Source organism: Gordonia sp. 852002-10350_SCH5691597 (genome assembly GCF_001665715.1).
GTDB classification, from domain to species: Bacteria; Actinomycetota; Actinomycetes; order Mycobacteriales; family Mycobacteriaceae; genus Gordonia; species Gordonia sputi.
Genome location: NZ_LZMO01000014.1, coordinates 1 through 16,972, shown reverse-complemented (window position 1 = coordinate 16,972; position 16,972 = coordinate 1). Strand labels below are relative to the sequence as shown.

The following is a 16,972-nucleotide window of genomic DNA, read 5'->3' as shown; positions in this document are numbered from 1 at the left end:
GCGCGGCGGATCGTTGTAGGCATGGCAATCATCGAAGTAGCAGGTCTGACAAAGAGCTACCGCGACAAGCAGGTGGTGCGCGGTATCGACCTCGAGATCGCCGAGGGCGAGATCTTCGGCATTCTCGGGCCCAACGGCGCGGGCAAGACGACGACGGTCGAGTGCATCGGCGGCCTGCGCAGACGCGACGGCGGCCAGGTGCGTGTCGCCGGGTTCGATCCGGCCGACGAGAGCCGCGGACTCCGCGAAGCCCTCGGCATCCAACTGCAGGAGTCGCGCCTGCCCGACAAGCAGACCGTCGGCGAGGCGATGCGACTGTACGCCAGCTTCTACTCGGCACCCCGCGACTGGCGCGAACTACTCGACCGACTCGGCATGAGTGGCCACGAGGGAACCTACTTCGGCAAGCTCTCGGGCGGGCAGAAGCAGCGCCTCTCAGTGGCGTTGGCGCTGATCGGCAATCCGAAGGTGGCCATCCTCGACGAGCTGACCACCGGACTCGATCCGAGCGCACGCCGCGAGGTGTGGGGCCTGCTCGAAGACCTCAAGGACACCGGCGTCACCCTTCTGTTGGTCAGTCACTTCATGGAGGAGGCTGAACGCCTCTGCGACCGCGTCGCTGTCATCGACGACGGGCGGGTGGTCGCCCTCGACACCCCCGCAGATCTCGCCACATCTGTGCAGGCCGACCAGAGGATGTCGTTCATCCCGACCGCCGCCGTCGACCTCCACTCACTCGCAGCGCTCCCCGATGTTCACCGCGTCGAGAGCACGGGCGAGCGGGTTCTCGTCACCGGAACCGACAACGTGGCATCCGCCGTCATCATCGCGCTGCACGAACACGGCATCGCGTGCGGCAAACTCCGCGTCGACCAACCGAGCCTCGACGACGCGTTCCTCGCGCTGACGCACGCCGCGAACAGTACAGACAGCACAGAAAACGATTCCGAAGGAGTACGACGATGAGCGCAACAACCGCGATGATCGGTTCCGAAGCGAAGCTGTTGGCCCGTAACCCGGGGGTTGTGATCTGGACGGTCTTCTTGCCCGTCGTGGCGTCGATCGTGGTCGCATCGATTCCTGCGGCGCGCGAACCCGTCGACGATTTCGGCGGCCTCAGCGTGTTTCAGGTCTACCAACCGATTCTGGTGCTGTTCGTCGTGGCGATGCTCGCCGTCCAGGCGCTGCCCGACGTGCTCACCCGGTACCGAGAGATGGGGATTCTCAAGCGGTTACGCACCACTCCGGCATCTCCGAGTCTCCTGCTGATCGCACAGTTCGTGTTGACCTCCGCCGTCTCGATCATCTGTCTCGCACTGATCGTCGTCGTGCCGGGGATCATCTCGGGGCAGTGGCCGCAGCACCCCGTCGGGTTCATCGTCAGTTACTTGCTGACGGGTTGGGCGTTTCTCGGCCTGGGCATGGTGATCGCATCGCTGTTCCGAAACGCGAAAGTCGCTGCGGGATTCGGCACGCTGGTGTTCTTCGTCCTCATGTTCTTCGCCGGATTGTGGGTACCCCGGGCGACGATGCCCGGGTGGTTGCACCTCACGTCGAACCTGACTCCGTCGGGTGCGGGCACACAAGCGCTCGTAGACACCGCGACGACAGGCTGGCCAGCGATCGGGTACTTCGGCACACTACTGGTGTGGGGCGCAGTGACCACCGCGATCGCGATCCGGACCTTCAAGTGGGAGTGAACAGCCCATTCACCACCACTGCGCTGGCGCACGGCCTGTTCCGACGCAACCTCGAGCGTGAACCGCAGGGCCGTTGGAGCGACTGTCGGCACGAGCTGAGCTGGCCCGACACCATCGTGCCCCCGACGGCCGAGGTGTGGACTCTTCGGGTTCTCTATCTCGTCGCGCTTGTCGTCGCCCAACTCGTGCCCGCGTCGTCGACGCAGCATGTGGTGAGTGCGTCGGCGATGATCGCGCTGATGGTCTTCACGGAGATCTGGACTCGCGTCAACATCGGGCCCATGTGGCGGCGCGTGGGAATCTTCGCTGTCACCACCACGCTGATCGCCATCGCCATCGCCGCGACACCAATCGCGGGCATCGCGTCGTGGGCGGGCTACATGCTCTACGCGTCGTTGTTCACCGGACTCCCGATGGTGTTGGCCATCAGCGTGTCCTGTGTGCTGATGACGGCGACGCAACGCTATGGCTGGGAGAACCTTGCTTACCCGTGGTGGGCGTCGGTGCTCGCGTGGATTCTGAACGTCGTGATCGGTGTTGCCGTCGTGGTCGTGATCGAGGCGCGCGAGACGTCGGTTCTCCGTCGCAACCAGCTCACCGAAGACCTACTCGCGGAACGTTCCCGCACCGCACGACTGCAGTCCCAACTCGTCGAACAGGCCCGACTCGCAGGCATCCGCGACGAGCGTTCCCGCCTCGCCCGCGAGTTGCACGACACCGTCGCACAGGGATTCGTCGCGGTGGTCACGCAGTTGGAATCCGTCGACGAGGCCGAACTGTCCGACGCCGCCCGCGACCGAGTGGACAACGCGAAAATGCTTGCGCGCGAGGGACTCGGCGAAGCGCGACGCGCGGTGAACGCACTCCGACCGCTCACACTGGACGCACAACCACTCCCTACCGCTGTGCAGGATCAGCTCACCGCCTTCGCCAAGCGCAATCACATCACCGCGGTACTGCGGGTCGACGGCGACGCCCACGACCTCGGCGGCAGCGACGACACCATACTGCGCATCCTGCAGGAATCACTGGCGAACATCGCCAAACACGCGGGTGCGCAACACGTTGTGGTGACGCTGACCTACCTCGACGACGCGCTACTTCTCGACATCCGAGACGACGGAGACGGTTTCGACGTCGACGCGGTACGACGATCCACGCACAGCGGCTTCGGGCTGACAGGAATGTCCGAACGCGCCCAATTACTCAGCGGGACCGTCGTCGTCGAATCCGATCCCGGTGCAGGTTGCGTTGTCTCCGTGTCGATTCCTACCGAGCGAAGCGATGCGTCGAAAGGAGTATCGCAATGAGCCAGCGTTCAGAACAGATCAGCATCCTCGTCGTCGACGATCATCCGGTGGTGCGCGACGGGATTCGCGGGATGCTCGAGCGCGAAGCAGACCTCACCGTCGTCGGCGAGGCGACCAGCGGCGACGAGGCGGTGGCTCGGGTGGCCGCACTGACACCCGACGTCGTTCTGATGGACCTTCGCATGCCCGGCTCCGACGGCGTCGAGGCCATTCGGACTCTGCGCGCAGCCGACCGCGAATGGCCCCGCATCCTGGTGTTGACGACGTACGACACCGACACCGACATCCACGCGGCCGTCGACGCGGGAGCCGACGGCTACCTCCTCAAGGCCACCCCGCGCGACGACCTGATCTCAGCGGTGCGTCGTGCTGCAGCCGGCCACAGCGTTCTCGACCCTAGCGTCGCGGGAAGCCTGATGAGCCGCAATCGTGCCGACACCCTCACCGAACGAGAGCGAGAAGTGTTGCACGCCATCGCCGGAGGCGGCACCAACCGTCAGGTCGCCGCCGAACTGATGATCAGCGAGGCGACGGTGAAGACGCATCTGCTGCGGCTCTACCCGAAGCTCGGTGTCGCCGACCGTGCCGCGGCCGTGCGGGTTGCGTTCGAGCGCGGGCTCATCCGGTGACGAAGTAGTCGTCGAGGGTGACCATGGTCAGCTTGCGTTCTCTGATGATTTCCGTGAGTTGTGGGTAAATGTGCGTCACCGCAGGGTGATTGGCGTGCCCGATCACCACGGCCTGCTGGCGGAAGTAGGTGCGCGCGTTGGCGATGATGTCCTGCTCGCGCAGTACCCGCTCGTCGCCCAACGTCCCGTACCACATGGTCGACGCCGTGTAGCCCTGGTCGGCGGCGACGCGGTCGACCGCCGCATTGCGGTGTCCGTAGGGCGGACGATAGAACGGCGTGCCATCGACTCCGAAGGTGTTCTGCAGGAAGCGCTTGTTGCGGTTGAGCTGGTCGGCGATCGCACTCTCCGACAATGAGGTCAGCGACGGATGCGTCCAGGTGTGATTCCCCAGCTGGATCTGACCCGATTCCACCAGCGGCGCAAGCGAACTCCGATGGTCGGTCCAACTCTTGTACACACCGGTGACAAAGAAGGTGAAGCGCGCACCGGTGTCCTGCGCGAACTTGATGTACGCGCCGACGACGTCCGAACGCACCCCGTCGTCGATGGTCAGCGCGAGATAGTTGCCGTGCCCGGGTAGCGCGGTGATCGGCCCCTTGGGAAGCGGCGCCTTGCTGGGCACAACGGGTGGGGGTGCAACGAGGGGAGGCGTGAGTAACTGCTCAGGCAAGCCCGGCAACCGGAGGTTCGGCGGAAGCCCCGGCGCCGCAGCGGCTTTCGAATCAGACAAACCGGATATCGCAACGACGGTGCCTGCCGCCAGTGCTGCGAGGAAATGGCGACGGTCCACGCCGTCCACTTAACAGCAGAGCCACTGACCACACCAGTCACAAGAGGGGCACAGATGATCCATGGGTGGGTAAAGCCCCGAAGGATCTACCCACCCATGACGGGGTGTGACGTCGCTGAGCCTTAGTGACTCAGCGCTTACGCGCCTTCTTCGCGGCGCGCTTGTTGAGCTTGCTCCAGAACTTGATCTGCCCGTTGGCCATTCGCGTGTCGCGCTTGGTGAACGGCGGCGCGATCATCTCGGCGACGGTGAACGGCATCGTCGAAAATGCCACTGCGCGTGCATGACTGAACGTCTCGAAGCCGGTCTTGCCGTGGTAGGCGCCCATACCGCTGCGGCCGATGCCGCCGAAGGGCAGTTCCGCACCGAACATGTGCAGTGCGAAGTCGTTGCCGTTGATCGATCCACTGCGCGTGTTGTCGGCAAGCCTCTTGAAGTTGGCGTTGTCGTCGCCGCACCAGTACATGGTCAGCGGATGGGGATTCGCTGCGATGTGGGTGATCGCCTCGGTCAGATCGCGGTACGGGTAGACACTCAGGACAGGGCCGAACACCTCGTCGTCGGCGATCTTCATGCCTGCCTTGACCCCGGTGAGCAGCGTCGGCGGGATCTTGCGACGCTCGGCTGACGGAAGCTGCTCGCCGCCCGGGATCACCTGCCGCTTGGTCGCACCGAGTTCGACAGCGTCGTCGATCAGTCCGACGATGCGGTCGTAGTTCTTCTGATTGATCGTCGACGTGTAGTCGGAGTTGTCGTAGATCGTCGGGAAGCTCTTGGTCCAGTGGGCGATGACCTTGTCGGTGAACTCACCGAGCTTTGCCTCGGGAACGAACACGTAGTCGGGACACAGACACACCTGGCCACCGTTGGCCATACGGGCCTCGGCCAGCATCTTCGCGGCCTTGCCGATGTCGGCCGAGACGTCGACGACGGCGGGGTTCTTGCCGCCCAACTCGAGCGTCACGGGCACGAGGTTCTTGGCCGCCTCCTGCGCCACCGACGACCCGACCTCGGGCGAACCGGTGAAGAACAGATGGTCGACAGCGAGCTTCGCGAAGTCGGAGCCCGAGCCATGCTTGGGCGTGATGACCGCGAGTTCTTCGATGGAGAAATAGTCAGGCGCGTGCCGCGCGATGACCTCGGTGGTGCGTGCGGTGATCGACGACGGCCGCATCAGCACCCGGTTCCCTGCCGCGAACGCCGAGGCTGCGGGCACGAACGTCAACTGCAGCGGGAAGTTCCACGGACCCATGATCCCGACCACGCCGAGCGGATCGTGCCGCACCCGCTGCTTGAACCCGATCAACCCCTGCACCCGCGCCGACGGGGTCTCCTTCATCCATTCCTTGACGCCGCGTCGCTGGTGGGTGATGTCGATGAGGCATCCGGCGACGTCGGCCGTGATGCTCAATTCGGCTGGGCGCGTGCCGAAGTCGGCGGTCAATGCCGCGCAGATCTCGTCGGAGTTGTCGAGCAGGAGCGACCCGAGCCGCGTGATGCGTTCGATACGCGTGTTGGCGTCCGGAATGCCGTCCCGCAGGAACGCGGCCTGCTGGATCTCGAGCAGTTCGGCCAACGAGTGAGCCTCCGACGAGACCCCCTTCTCGATGCGTCGACCCGCACCGGTCGTCACGTCCGCAGGCTTGGTCATGGTGGCTCCTTGAGGATCTACGGGTGCTCGGAGGCATAGTCGAATGAGACGCCGCCCCGATTGTGTATCACATGCTATGCCGTAGATCACACGAACGCGAGCGCGGGGTGGCGGACACACCCTGGCCGACGCACACTCGACGCGAGGAAGCGCCCAGTCGACGCGGGCGAACCGTCGACTGTGCGCTCGAGACCGTCGACTGGGCGCTCCAGACCGTCGACTGTGCGCTTAGAACTGCCGAGTGGTCAGCCGAGACGCTCGATGATCGTGACGTTGGCCGTGCCGCCGCCCTCGCACATGGTCTGTAGGCCGTAGCGGCCACCGGTGCGCTCCAGTTCGGCCAGCATTGTCGCGAAGAGCTTCGCCCCGGTGGCGCCGAGAGGATGCCCAAGCGCGATGGCCCCGCCGTTCGGGTTGACGCGCGCGGGGTCGGCGCCGGTTTCCTTCAGCCAGGCGAGCACAACCGAGGCGAACGCCTCATTGATCTCGACGACGTCGATGTCGTCGATGCTCAGCCCCGACTTGGCCAGCGCGTACTTCGTCGCGGGGATGGGCGCGGACAGCATCTTCACGGGGTCGTCGCCGCGGACCGAGATGTGGTGGACGCGAGCGCGCGGGGTCAGGCCGTACTCGGCGAGTGCCTTCTCGCTGACCACCAGCGCCGCCGACGCGCCGTCGGAGATCTGCGACGCCACCGCCGCGGTCAGCCGCGAACCGTCGGCCAGCGGGGCCAACCCGGCCATCTTCTCCAACGACGTCTCACGCGGGCATTCGTCGACGACGCAGTCGGCCAGTGCGACAGTCTCGCCGTCGAACCGTCCCTGTGCGATAGCGGCTTTGGCTCGCTGATGCGACTGCAGCGCCCATTCCTCCATGTCCTCGCGGCTGATGTCCCACTTCCGCGCCATCAGATCGGCGCCGACGAACTGTGAGATCTCGGCGTCGCCGAATCGCTCACGCCAGCCGACGGATTCGGCTGTCGGCGTGGTGAATCCGAACTCCTGACCGGCAATCATGGCCTGCGAGATGGGGATTGCGCTCATGTTCTGCACGCCGCCGACCACGACGACGTCCTGCGTCCCACTCATCACACCCTGCGCCGCAAAGTGGATGGCCTGCTGGCTCGAACCACACTGACGGTCGACGGTGGTTCCGGGTACCTCCAGCGGCATTCCGGCAGCGAGCCAGGCGGTTCGGGCGATATTGCCCGCCTGCGGACCGATCGCGTCGACACATCCGAAGACGACGTCGTCGACGACCGCCGGGTCGATCCCCGTCCGAGTGACGAGTGCGGAGATGACATGCGCACCCATGTCTGCCGGATGCGTCTTGGCCAGCGAGCCGTTGCGCTTGCCGACGGGCGTACGAATAGCGTCCACGATGTACGCCTGTGGTGTGCTCATGAGAACTCCTGCTCGATAAGGGTATTCGCGCTCAGGCGCGCTGACTGGAGATCGACACCACTTCGCCCGTGAGATATGTGGTGTAGTCGCTGGCGAGCATCGCGATGGTGGCCGCGACCTCCCAGACCTCGGCTGCCCGGCCATAGGCCTCGCGCTGTGCAAGGTCGTCGAGCAGTTCGTCGCTGGTCACCTTTGCCAGGAAGGGATGCTTGGCAATCGACGGCGCAACAGCATTGATACGCACCCCGTGCTCGGCAGCCTCGACGGCAGAACAGCGCGTCAGTGCCATCACTCCGGCCTTGGCAGCGGCGTAATGTGCTTGTCCGCGCTGAGCTCTCCACCCGAGTACCGACGCGTTGTTGACGATCACGCCACCGTGCTCGACGGCACGAAAGTAGCGCAGCGCGGCCCGCGTGGCGCGGAACGTCCCGGTGAGCGTGATGTCGACGACGCGGTCCCACTCCTCGTCCGACATATCGGCGACGGGCGTCTCGCCACCGAGGCCGGCGTTGTTCACCAACACGTCGATACGTCCGAGTGTGTCTGCGGCACTGGAGATCAGCGAATCCACATCGGCAGTGGACTGCACATTGCACACCACCTTCCCGACGGTCTGACCGTCGAACTCGGCAGCCAGTTGGTCGGCGGCCTCGCCCAGTCGTCGCTCATGCCAGTCGCTGAGCACGACGTCGGCGCCCTCGAGCAGCGCCCGACGCGCCGTCGCGAATCCGATACCCGTCCCGGCCGCTGCGGTCACAACGACTTTGCGTCCCAACAACAATCCGTGTCCCGGCGTCTCCTCCGGAGGTGTGGCCAACGGCGATCTCACACCATCGACCTCACTCGACGTCGTTTGTGTCATCGTGTCCACACCTCTCGTAGTGATTCCACACTCGTGCCTCGTCGTGCTTCATTCATTCTCGTGTCTCGCTGTGCCCAATTCACGCTCGCGCCTCGCGGGGTAGGCCGAGTACGCGCTCGGCAATGATGTTGCGCTGCACCTCGTTCGAGCCGCCGTAGATGGTGTCGGCGCGAGTGAAGAGAAAGAGGCGTTGCCATTCGTCGAGTTCGACGTTCTCCGGATCGTGAATGTCATTGAGGTGGCCCTCTACTGTCTCGCTGGGCCCGATCAACGACGCAGGACCCGCCACCGCCATCGCGAGCTCGCCGAGATCACGATGCCAGTTGGCCCACAACAGCTTTGCCACCGAAGCCGTCCCTGCAGCGGCGGCCGCACCCCACGTGCCCCCGGTTACTGTTGCGTCGTCGTCGAGTGTCCGTTGCGCATTGGCACGCATCGCGCTCAGTCGGATGCGGGCACGAACGAGGCGTGCTGCAATCTCTGGATTCTCGAGAGATCGGTTGGCTCTTGCCATCTCGGTGATTGCGTCGAGTTCGCGCGCGAATCCCACCTGCTGTCCCAGCGTCGAGACGCCGCGCTCGAACTGCAGTAGCCCCATCGCGACCCGCCAACCGTCGCCGGACTCGCCGACGATGAGGGCGGCGTCGGTGGTCGCGTCGTCGAAGAAGACCTCGTTGAACTCCGACGTTCCGGTCAGCTGCTGGATCGGCCGTACCGTGACGCCGGGCTGGTCGACCGGGACCAACAGGAAGCCGAGTCCCTTATGGCGCGAGGAGCCCGCTTCCGTACGCGCCAACACGAACACCCATTGCGCGACGTGCGCCAGGGACGTCCAGATCTTCTGCCCGTTGACATGCCAGCGGGTGCCGTCGTCGGAAAGTCGAGCCGTCGTGGTGACGCCCGCGAGATCGGAGCCTGCCCCTGGCTCGGAATAGCCCTGGGCCCACAGCTCGGTGACGTCGACGATGCCGGGAAGAAAGCGCTGCTTCTGCTCTTCAGTGCCGAACTCGATCAACGTCGGGCCGAGTAGTTCCTCACCGAGGTGATTCACCCTCGCGGGAGCGTTCGCGCGCGCATACTCCTGATGAAAGATGATTCGCTGCTCGAGTGTCGCGCCACGGCCCCCATACCGCGTGGGCCAGCCGAGGCATGTCCACCCGGACGCCGCAAGGTGGCGATCCCACGCCAGACGCTCAGCGAAGAACTCATGCTCACTTCCCGGCCCACCCCGACCCTTGAGCGAGGCGAAGTCGTCGACGAGATTTTGTGCCAACCACCCGCGCACCGCTCGCGTGAACTCTTCGGTCGCGTCGGGCGTGCTTCGCGCCCATTCGCCCAGGTCGACGGCACGATCGGCAAGGTTGATCGACGTCATGACCGCTAGCATAACCTACCAAGCATTTGTTAGGTTATGCCCATGGAGTCGATAGCGACCAACGGCGACGCACAGGCGACGGGAGGAAGCGCCCAGTCGGCGGGAGGGAGCGCACGGTCGACGCCCGCGGCGCTGATCCGCGCGGCGCAGACCTGGCCGGCGCAGCAGGCGATCGTCGACCGTCAGTGGGATAAGGGAGGCGAAGGTGGTGAAAGCGTCGAGCTGACGTACGCGGAGCTGCTCGAGCGTGTCCGCGAGTTCGCCGCAGCGCTTGTCGCGTCGGGGTTCCAGGCCGGCGACAGGGTGGCCATCTGGTCGCCGAACAGCTATCACTGGCCGATCGCCGCACTGGGCGTGCAGTACGCGGGCGGGGTGCTGGTCCCGCTCAACACCCGCTACACGGCAACCGAGGCCATCGACGTGATCGGGAGATCGCAGGTGTCGGCGGTGGTCGCTTCGGGTGAGTTTCTCGGCGTCGACCATGCGGCCGAACTGCTCGGCGCTCATGGCAGCTCGCTGCCTGATCTCGTGGTGCGGGTACCGCTCGACGGGTCTGCACCACCACCAGAGGGCAGCGTCGACTGGTCGGACTTCGTCGCGCGTGCCACAGACGAGACGCGTGCCGAAGCGGACCGTCGAGCAGATGCTGTTGCGCCAGAGGATATCTCCGACATTCTGTTCACCTCGGGGACCACCGGGAAGTCGAAAGGCGTTCTGGCCGAGCACCAGCAGACCATCGCGGGCGCGCGGGCGTGGGGAGCCAACGGACTCCTGAGTCCGTCCGATCGCTACCTGATGGTGAACCCGCACTTCCACACGTTCGGATACAAGGCAGGCATTCTGCCGTCGATTCTCTTCGGGACGACGATGATTCCGCTCGCGATCTACTCCCCAACCGACGCCATGCGGGTCGTCGAATCAGAGGGTGCAACAGTCTTTCCGGGTGCGCCGACCATCTTCCAGACCATCCTCGACGACCCCACGCGCGCAGACCACGACCTGTCGTCGCTTCGCCTGGTGGTGACCGGTGCGGCCATCGTGCCGGTGGTGCTGATCGAGCGTATCCAGCGCGACCTCGGCGTCGACACGGTGATCACCGCCTACGGCCAAACCGAATCCAGCGGATTCATCACCACGTGCACCCCCGATGACGACGACGTCACGGTCGCGACAACGTGCGGCAGAGCCTTCGACGGCATGGAGATCGCGCTGTCGGACCAGGGCGAGGTGCTCACCCGTGGCGCGATGGTCATGCGCGGCTACCTCGACGATCCCGCGGCGACCGAAGCGACCATCGACGCCGACGGGTGGTTACACACCGGCGACGTCGGAGTCATCGACGAGCGCGGGAACCTCCGGATCACCGACCGACTCAAGGACATGTTCATCTGTGGGGGATTCAACGTCTACCCCGCTGAGATCGAGCAGACACTAGCCCGCCTCGACGGGGTCACCGAGACCGCTGTCGTCGGTGTTCCCGACGACCGGCTCGGGGAGGTCGGTCGCGCGTTCGTCACCCTGCACGACGATGCGCACCTCACCGAGGACGACGTACTCTCCTACGCCCGAACACATCTGGCGAACTTCAAGGTGCCGCGGTCCGTGGTGTTCGTCGACGCCTTCCCACGTAACGCGTCGGGCAAGATCCTCAAACGGGAGTTGCGCTGAGCACTCCCGCGGTCAGGCTCCCGGCTGCGTGGCGGCCCACTCGGCGACGCGGCGGGCGCTCTCCTCTTCGGATAGGTCCTCCACGCGGGTCATCACCGACCACCGCACCCCGAATGGGTCGAGGATCGACGCGAACCTGTCGCCCGAGACGAAGGTCGTGAGCGGTTCACGCACAGTCGCCCCTGCCGCCTCGGCCTTGGCCACCACGTCGTCGGCGTCGGCGCAGTAGAACCCGAGCGAATAGCACGCCGCGGGACCGTCGGGTGCAGCGACCAACCCGTACTGCTCGTTGGGTTCGCCGAGTTGAAGGTGGCCGACGCCGAAGTCGAGATCGGCGTGTGCGACCACACCGTCGAACTCGGTCACGTCGACGATCCGCGCACCGAATACGTTGGTGTAGAACTCGATTGCCTGCCCGGCGCACGGTACCGCGATGAACGGGGTGAGACTCGTCAGCCCATGGGGGATGCCGTTGGTGGTATGCGTACCGGTGACGCCGATAGCCGCAGCGGCGGTGGTGTTCTGCTGTGAGGTCATACTTCTCACGCTAAGGAGATCTCGGCGCGGAGGATTGTAGATTTGCGACGACTATCCTGGAACGCATGCCTGTCCGTGGAGCCGACGACACCGGCAGCCCCGACACCCGCGGGGTGCTCTACCCTGCACGCCTGCCCACATTCGAACGCGTCGTCGCCCCGGCCGATCTCACCTCGATCGTCGCCTGGTTCTGGATTCCGCAGTGGGACCTCGCGCCCGGGCGGACCTCGCGGCAGAATCTGCTCCCGTTCCCGGCATGCAACCTCGTCGTCGAACCCGAAGGTGTGACGATCGTGGGGCCGACGACGAAGCGCTCACACCGGGACCTGACCGGATATGGGTGGGCTGTCGGGGCGCTGCTAAGACCGGCCGGCGCTGCGGCGCTCGGCGTCTCGCCACGACCGCTGCGCGACGCAGAGCAGTCGTACCACGCACCCGATCTGTTCGAATCCGTCTCTGCAGCAATGACTGTCGAGCAACCTGATGTCCCCGACGCCGCATCACGCTTCGCGTCGTGGCTACGTGAACACGCGACACCACCCCGAGAGTCGGCGCTGGTCGCGAATGAGATGCAGGACCTGATCGCAGCGGATCGCAGCATCGTCCGCGTCGACGACCTCGCACGCGAGATGTCGATGTCTGTACGTACACTGCAGCGCATCGCCGACCGCCACATCGGCCTCTCCCCGTTGGCGGTCATCCGCCGATACCGATTGCAAGAGGCCGCGGAACGACTGCGCGACGACCTGACGATCACCCTCGCCGACGTCGCCGCCGACCTCGCATACACCGATCAGGCGCACTTCTCGGCCGACTTCCGACAGACCCTCGGCCTGCCGCCGGGCGAATACCGCCGCACCGTCGCCCAATCCGGAACTGACTCATGACAGACGCGACATTGGCCGAGGACATGCTGGCACAGGTCGGTGCCCTCGACCCGGGCTCCCCGACCAGAAGCATCGTCACGCACGGCGCGGTGATCGTGCTCAACGGTGATCGCGCGTGGAAGCTGAAACGGCCAGTCCGGTTGCGCTACTTCGACTTCAGCACGCCGCAGCGTCGTGGACAGGCGCTCGACGCCGAACTCCGCCTCAATCGTCGCTTTGCTCCCGGCATCTACCTCGCCGTGCACACGATCAGCCGGGCAGATGACGGCTTGCTCTCGTTCGACGGCACGGGCGAAATCGTCGACCACGTCTTGGAGATGACACGCTTCGACGACGACGCACTGATGGTCACTCACGCACATCCGGGCGGCCTCGACGACGATCTGCTGCAGCGACTCGCGCTGCGCGTCGTCGAACTACACCAGGGATCTGAGATCAGTGGGGATGCCCGTGGGGCGCAACGATTACAAGAGGTCGTCGACGGAAACCTCGCGAGCATGGCGGCGTTCCCGGAGATCATCGAACCCGTTGTGGCACAGGAACTCACCGACAGGATCACCACCCTCATCACCGAGTATCGCGAACTCCTCGACGATCGAGCACGCGGCGGACGCGTTCGCCACTGTCACGGCGATCTACATCTCGGGAACGTCGCTATCATCGACGGCGAGCCGATTCCGTTCGACTGCTTGGAGTTCGACGCGGAGCTTGCCACCACCGACGTCCTCTACGATCTCGCGTTCCTCGTGATGGACCTGTGGGCGCGCGGGCTACGTCACGAAGCCAACGTCGTCGTCAACACCTACTTCGATCACGCGACGTTCGATGGTGCTATCGACGACGAGCAGGCCTTCTGCCTGCTGCCGGTACTGCTCGCCGTACGCGCCACGGTGCGTGCACACGTCGCGGCAGCCGAGCACGACGTCGACCGTGCGCACGAATACCTCTCGCTTGCACTGGGTTTCACCGAGTCTGCGCGGCCGCGGCTCGTCGCGATCGGCGGCGGTTCCGGTACCGGGAAGTCGACGATAGCGCGGGCGGTCGGAGGCAGCCTCGACCCCGCGCCTGGCGCTCGCATCCTGCGCACGGACGTGTTGCGCAAACGCCTTGCGGGAGTGGGCATCGCGGACAAGCTACCGCGATCGGCCTACACCGACACGGCTCGCGCCGCGGTGTACACCGAGCTGTTCCGCCTTGCCGAAGCAGACATACGCGGCGGAATGAGCGTCATCGCCGACGCCGTGTTCGGTCGAAGCAGTCAGTCGACCGCAACAGCCGATGTCGCCGAGCGCGCGGGCGTCGACTTCACCGGCATCTGGTTGGAACTACCTGAGTCCGAGCGCATTTCGCGGATCGAGCACCGCGGACTCGACGCCTCCGACGCCGACGCCTCGGTCGCGCGCAGGCAAAGTGAGACGCTCGAACGGCCCGACGATCACTGGCGGCGCGTCAAGGCGTCGGGCGGCGTCGAATCCGTGGTCGCCGCGAGCGGGCTGGGGGCTGATCGCGGCTGAGGACCGCGCCTCGACCAAGCCTCAGTCGCGCAGCGGCTTGACCAGTGGGAACAGGATCGTTTCGCGAATGCCCAGGCCGGTGAGCGCCATCAGCAAACGGTCGATGCCCATGCCGGTGCCCGCAGTCGGGGGCATGCCGTACTCCATCGCGGCGAGGAACTCCTCGTCGAGTCGCATGGCCTCGTCGTCGCCGGCAGCAGCGAGACGTGCCTGGTCGACGAAGCGCTCGCGCTGGATGACCGGGTCGACGAGCTCGGAGTAGCCGGTGGCCAGCTCGAAGCCGCGGACGTAGAGGTCCCACTTCTCGACGACGCCCGGCACGCTGCGGTGTGCACGAACGAGCGGCGACGTCTCGACGGGGAAATCGCGCACGAAGACGGGCTGCGAGAGCTTCTCGCCGACCATGTGTTCCCACAGTTCTTCGACGAGCTTCCCGTGACCGTAGCCCTTGTCCTTGGGCACCTCGAGGCCGACGCGGGCAGCGATGGCGAGCAGCTCGTCGACGCTGGTTCCGGGATGCTCCGGCCCGCCGTCGGGAACGATCTGTTGGCCGAGCGCCTCCGAGAGCGACGGGTACATCTCCAATGAGGTCCACTCGCCGGAGAGGTCGTAGGTGGTGCCGTCGGGCATTTCCGGGGTGAGCGTCCCGATCGCGCCGAGTGCCACCTCCTGGACGATCTCGCGGGTCATCGTCGCGGCGTCGTCGTAGGTGCCGTAGGCCTGGTAGGTCTCGAGCATCGCGAATTCGGGCGAGTGGGTGGAGTCGGCGCCCTCGTTGCGGAAGTTGCGGTTGATCTCGAAGACACGCTCGATGCCTCCGACGACCGCGCGCTTGAGGAACAGTTCGGGGGCGATGCGGAGGTAGAGGTCGATGTCGAAAGCGTTGGAGTGTGTCACGAACGGCCGTGCCGCTGCGCCGCCGTGCAGCGTCTGCAGCATCGGGGTCTCGATCTCGAGGAATCCACGGGTGACGAGCGCCTTGCGCAGCTCCGCGATCACCGAGATACGCGTCCGCGCGGTCTGACGTGCCTCGGGACGCATGATGAGGTCGACGTAACGCTGGCGGACGCGCGTCTCCTCGTTCATCTCCTTGTGCGCAACCGGCAACGGCCGCAACGACTTCGACGCCATCGCCCAGTCGTCGGCCATCACCGACAGTTCGCCGGTGCGCGAACTGATGACCTCACCGTGGACGTAGACGATGTCGCCGAGGTCGACGTCGGACTTCCAGCGGGCAAGCGACTCCTCGCCGACCCCGTTGAAACTGATCATGGCCTGGAGCTGGGTACCGTCGCCCTCCTGCAGCGTGGCGAAGCAGAGCTTGCCCTTGTTGCGCAAGAAGATCACGCGCCCGGCGACGCCGACCTGTAGCCCGGTCTCGGTGCCTGCCTCGAGGTCCGGATAGGCGGCGCGGATCTCGGAAAGGCTGTGCGTCCGCCCGATCGACACCGGGTACGCTTGCCCACCCTCGGCGAGGATGCGCTCACGCTTCTCGCGCCGGATGCGAAGTTGCTCGGGCGTCTGGTCGTCGTTTTCCGTGGTCAAGGGGTGATCACTCACACCCGAACCCTATCGGATCTGATTTTCCGGCCGGTGCGGGACCGATGCCGCCGGGCGGCGATCACACCCCGGCGGGAGCCAACACGATGTCGAATCGAACGCGTGACCAGGTACCGGTCACCACCCTGCCGTCGGGTGTTGGTGACCCGGCGGGCTGTTCGACGAAATCGTGCACGAGGGAATCTTTCACTCCGAACACCGAATCGGAGCCCAGCAGGCGATCGCCGCGGACGAAGATGTGCGTCACGAGCGTGCGACATCCCTCGTGCGACACCATGAAGTGCAGGTGAGATGCCCGCATCGGGGAACGCCCAACCGCGGCGAGCATCTCACCGACTGGACCGTCTGCCGGGATCGGATACGGCGTTGGTGTCACGCCCCAGAACCGGTACGAACCATCGGCGCCGGTGAACAGATGCGCGCGACCGGCAACCCGATCGTCGCCGTACTGCACGTCGTAGAAGCCGTCCTCGTCGGCCTCCCACACCTCCACCCGCGCGCCGCTGAGCGGGTTCCCGAGGTGATCGCGCACGGTCCCCTCAACCCAGCACGGTTGACCCGACGCACCGCCCGCGATGTCGCCGCCATCGGGTATCTGGGGTGAGTCATCGACGAAGAACGGCCCGAATACCGTTGCCTCGGTCGCATCGCCGTACGCGGTGTTGTTCACGGCGATTGTCTGCATCGACGCGCCCAACACGTCGGAGAGCAGGATGAACTCCTGGCGACGATCATCGGTGATGTGTCCGGCGCGGGTGAGGAAGTCGATCGCTGTATTCCATTCGGCCTCGGTGAGGCGGGTCTCTCGGATGAATGCGTGTACGTGTTCGACGATGCCGGTCATCAGCTCCCGCAGCCGCGGATTGGCGCAGTCATCGAAGGAAGCCACGACGTCGGCGACGAGTTGCGCTTCGCGGCGCTGCTGCTCGTCGACTGAGTCGACGGCAGGCTCCACGGTGGAGTCGGTGGTACTCATGTGATCGGTGTTCCTTTCCATGCACGGCGAAGCAGCGCCGCGAGGTTGTCGTGGGTCAACTCGACCGGGTTGCCGGCGGGCATGACGTCGAGGATGGCGTAGGTGGC

15 protein-coding genes are annotated in these 16,972 nt (G+C 65.5%); 7 read left to right on the top strand and 8 right to left on the bottom strand.

The genetic code is table 11. From position 1 onward, the window contains the following. Positions 1-21 precede the first annotated feature (21 nt). From A5777_RS00880 to A5777_RS00865, 4 genes are read left to right on the top strand one after another with little or no spacing between them, the layout of a single operon-like run. Complete coding sequence (locus tag A5777_RS00880) at positions 22-966, top strand: ABC transporter ATP-binding protein (RefSeq protein ID WP_064861308.1); 945 nt, start codon at positions 22-24, stop codon at positions 964-966. After that, positions 963-1,700, top strand: a complete 738-nt coding sequence (locus A5777_RS00875; RefSeq protein WP_064861307.1) for an ABC transporter permease — start codon at positions 963-965, stop codon at positions 1,698-1,700. Before A5777_RS00880 ends, A5777_RS00875 begins: the two co-directional genes overlap by 4 nt. Then, the gene (locus A5777_RS00870; protein ID WP_231894899.1) at positions 1,697-3,010 is read left to right on the top strand and encodes a sensor histidine kinase; all 1,314 of its coding nucleotides are present in this window, start codon (positions 1,697-1,699) and stop codon (positions 3,008-3,010) included. Before A5777_RS00875 ends, A5777_RS00870 begins: the two co-directional genes overlap by 4 nt. Continuing rightward, positions 3,007-3,639, top strand: a complete 633-nt coding sequence (locus tag A5777_RS00865; RefSeq protein ID WP_064861305.1) for a response regulator — start codon at positions 3,007-3,009, stop codon at positions 3,637-3,639. The genes A5777_RS00870 and A5777_RS00865 overlap by 4 nt, the downstream gene beginning before the upstream one ends. Here the strand turns inward: A5777_RS00865 and A5777_RS00860 are convergent. The 5 genes from A5777_RS00860 to A5777_RS00840 form a co-directional block, all read right to left on the bottom strand. Then, positions 3,629-4,432 carry a polysaccharide deacetylase family protein gene (locus A5777_RS00860; protein ID WP_005207528.1) on the bottom strand — a complete coding sequence of 268 codons (804 nt, stop codon included), beginning with the start codon at positions 4,430-4,432 and terminating at the stop codon, positions 3,629-3,631. The genes A5777_RS00865 and A5777_RS00860 overlap by 11 nt on opposite strands. A gap of 130 nt (positions 4,433-4,562) precedes the next feature. Next, entirely contained in the window at positions 4,563-6,083 is a 1,521-nt protein-coding gene (locus tag A5777_RS00855) for an aldehyde dehydrogenase family protein (protein WP_005207529.1), read from the bottom strand. Between the two features lie 245 nt (positions 6,084-6,328). Next, the gene (locus A5777_RS00850) at positions 6,329-7,486 is read right to left on the bottom strand and encodes an acetyl-CoA C-acetyltransferase (RefSeq protein ID WP_005207530.1); all 1,158 of its coding nucleotides are present in this window, start codon (positions 7,484-7,486) and stop codon (positions 6,329-6,331) included. Between the two features lie 31 nt (positions 7,487-7,517). Next, a complete protein-coding gene (locus A5777_RS00845) occupies positions 7,518-8,348 on the bottom strand; it encodes an SDR family oxidoreductase (protein WP_005207531.1) in 831 nt (276 codons plus the stop codon). Between the two features lie 79 nt (positions 8,349-8,427). After that, complete coding sequence (locus A5777_RS00840; RefSeq protein ID WP_064861316.1) at positions 8,428-9,723, bottom strand: acyl-CoA dehydrogenase family protein; 1,296 nt, start codon at positions 9,721-9,723, stop codon at positions 8,428-8,430. Between the two features lie 42 nt (positions 9,724-9,765). On the opposite strand from A5777_RS00840, the gene A5777_RS00835 reads away from it, so the two are divergent. Further along, positions 9,766-11,391 carry a FadD3 family acyl-CoA ligase gene (locus A5777_RS00835; protein WP_064861304.1) on the top strand — a complete coding sequence of 542 codons (1,626 nt, stop codon included), beginning with the start codon at positions 9,766-9,768 and terminating at the stop codon, positions 11,389-11,391. 12 nt (positions 11,392-11,403) lie between these two features. Here the strand turns inward: A5777_RS00835 and A5777_RS00830 are convergent, their stop codons facing one another. After that, positions 11,404-11,928 carry a VOC family protein gene (locus A5777_RS00830; protein ID WP_064861303.1) on the bottom strand — a complete coding sequence of 175 codons (525 nt, stop codon included), beginning with the start codon at positions 11,926-11,928 and terminating at the stop codon, positions 11,404-11,406. A gap of 65 nt (positions 11,929-11,993) precedes the next feature. On the opposite strand from A5777_RS00830, the gene A5777_RS00825 reads away from it, so the two are divergent. Further along, positions 11,994-12,815: a helix-turn-helix domain-containing protein gene (locus A5777_RS00825; RefSeq protein ID WP_064861302.1), complete on the top strand. Its 822-nt coding sequence runs from the start codon at positions 11,994-11,996 to the stop codon at positions 12,813-12,815. Continuing rightward, the gene (locus A5777_RS00820; protein WP_064861301.1) at positions 12,812-14,329 is read left to right on the top strand and encodes a bifunctional aminoglycoside phosphotransferase/ATP-binding protein; all 1,518 of its coding nucleotides are present in this window, start codon (positions 12,812-12,814) and stop codon (positions 14,327-14,329) included. The genes A5777_RS00825 and A5777_RS00820 overlap by 4 nt, the downstream gene beginning before the upstream one ends. A 21-nt stretch (positions 14,330-14,350) precedes the next feature. On the opposite strand, the gene lysS is transcribed toward A5777_RS00820, so the two are convergent. Continuing rightward, the gene (lysS, locus tag A5777_RS00815) at positions 14,351-15,889 is read right to left on the bottom strand and encodes a lysine--tRNA ligase (protein ID WP_064861300.1); all 1,539 of its coding nucleotides are present in this window, start codon (positions 15,887-15,889) and stop codon (positions 14,351-14,353) included. Positions 15,890-15,950: 61 nt separating this feature from the next. Continuing rightward, complete coding sequence (locus A5777_RS00810; protein WP_064861299.1) at positions 15,951-16,865, bottom strand: dioxygenase family protein; 915 nt, start codon at positions 16,863-16,865, stop codon at positions 15,951-15,953. Positions 16,866-16,972: the final 107 nt, after the last annotated feature.

Bases quoted from the DNA above. Each gene is read 5' to 3' on its own strand.
- A5777_RS00820 (WP_064861301.1), top strand. From the start codon at position 12,812: ATGACAGACGCGACATTGGCCGAGGACATGCTGGCACAGGTCGGTGCC.
- A5777_RS00830 (WP_064861303.1), bottom strand. From the start codon at position 11,928: ATGACCTCACAGCAGAACACCACCGCCGCTGCGGCTATCGGCGTCACC.
- A5777_RS00880 (WP_064861308.1), top strand. From the start codon at position 22: ATGGCAATCATCGAAGTAGCAGGTCTGACAAAGAGCTACCGCGACAAG.
- A5777_RS00845 (WP_005207531.1), bottom strand. From the start codon at position 8,348: ATGACACAAACGACGTCGAGTGAGGTCGATGGTGTGAGATCGCCGTTG.
- A5777_RS00865 (WP_064861305.1), top strand. From the start codon at position 3,007: ATGAGCCAGCGTTCAGAACAGATCAGCATCCTCGTCGTCGACGATCAT.
- A5777_RS00855 (WP_005207529.1), bottom strand. From the start codon at position 6,083: ATGACCAAGCCTGCGGACGTGACGACCGGTGCGGGTCGACGCATCGAG.
- A5777_RS00835 (WP_064861304.1), top strand. From the start codon at position 9,766: ATGGAGTCGATAGCGACCAACGGCGACGCACAGGCGACGGGAGGAAGC.
- A5777_RS00875 (WP_064861307.1), top strand. From the start codon at position 963: ATGAGCGCAACAACCGCGATGATCGGTTCCGAAGCGAAGCTGTTGGCC.
- A5777_RS00840 (WP_064861316.1), bottom strand. From the start codon at position 9,723: ATGACGTCGATCAACCTTGCCGATCGTGCCGTCGACCTGGGCGAATGG.
- A5777_RS00825 (WP_064861302.1), top strand. From the start codon at position 11,994: ATGCCTGTCCGTGGAGCCGACGACACCGGCAGCCCCGACACCCGCGGG.
- A5777_RS00850 (WP_005207530.1), bottom strand. From the start codon at position 7,486: ATGAGCACACCACAGGCGTACATCGTGGACGCTATTCGTACGCCCGTC.
- A5777_RS00810 (WP_064861299.1), bottom strand. From the start codon at position 16,865: ATGAGTACCACCGACTCCACCGTGGAGCCTGCCGTCGACTCAGTCGAC.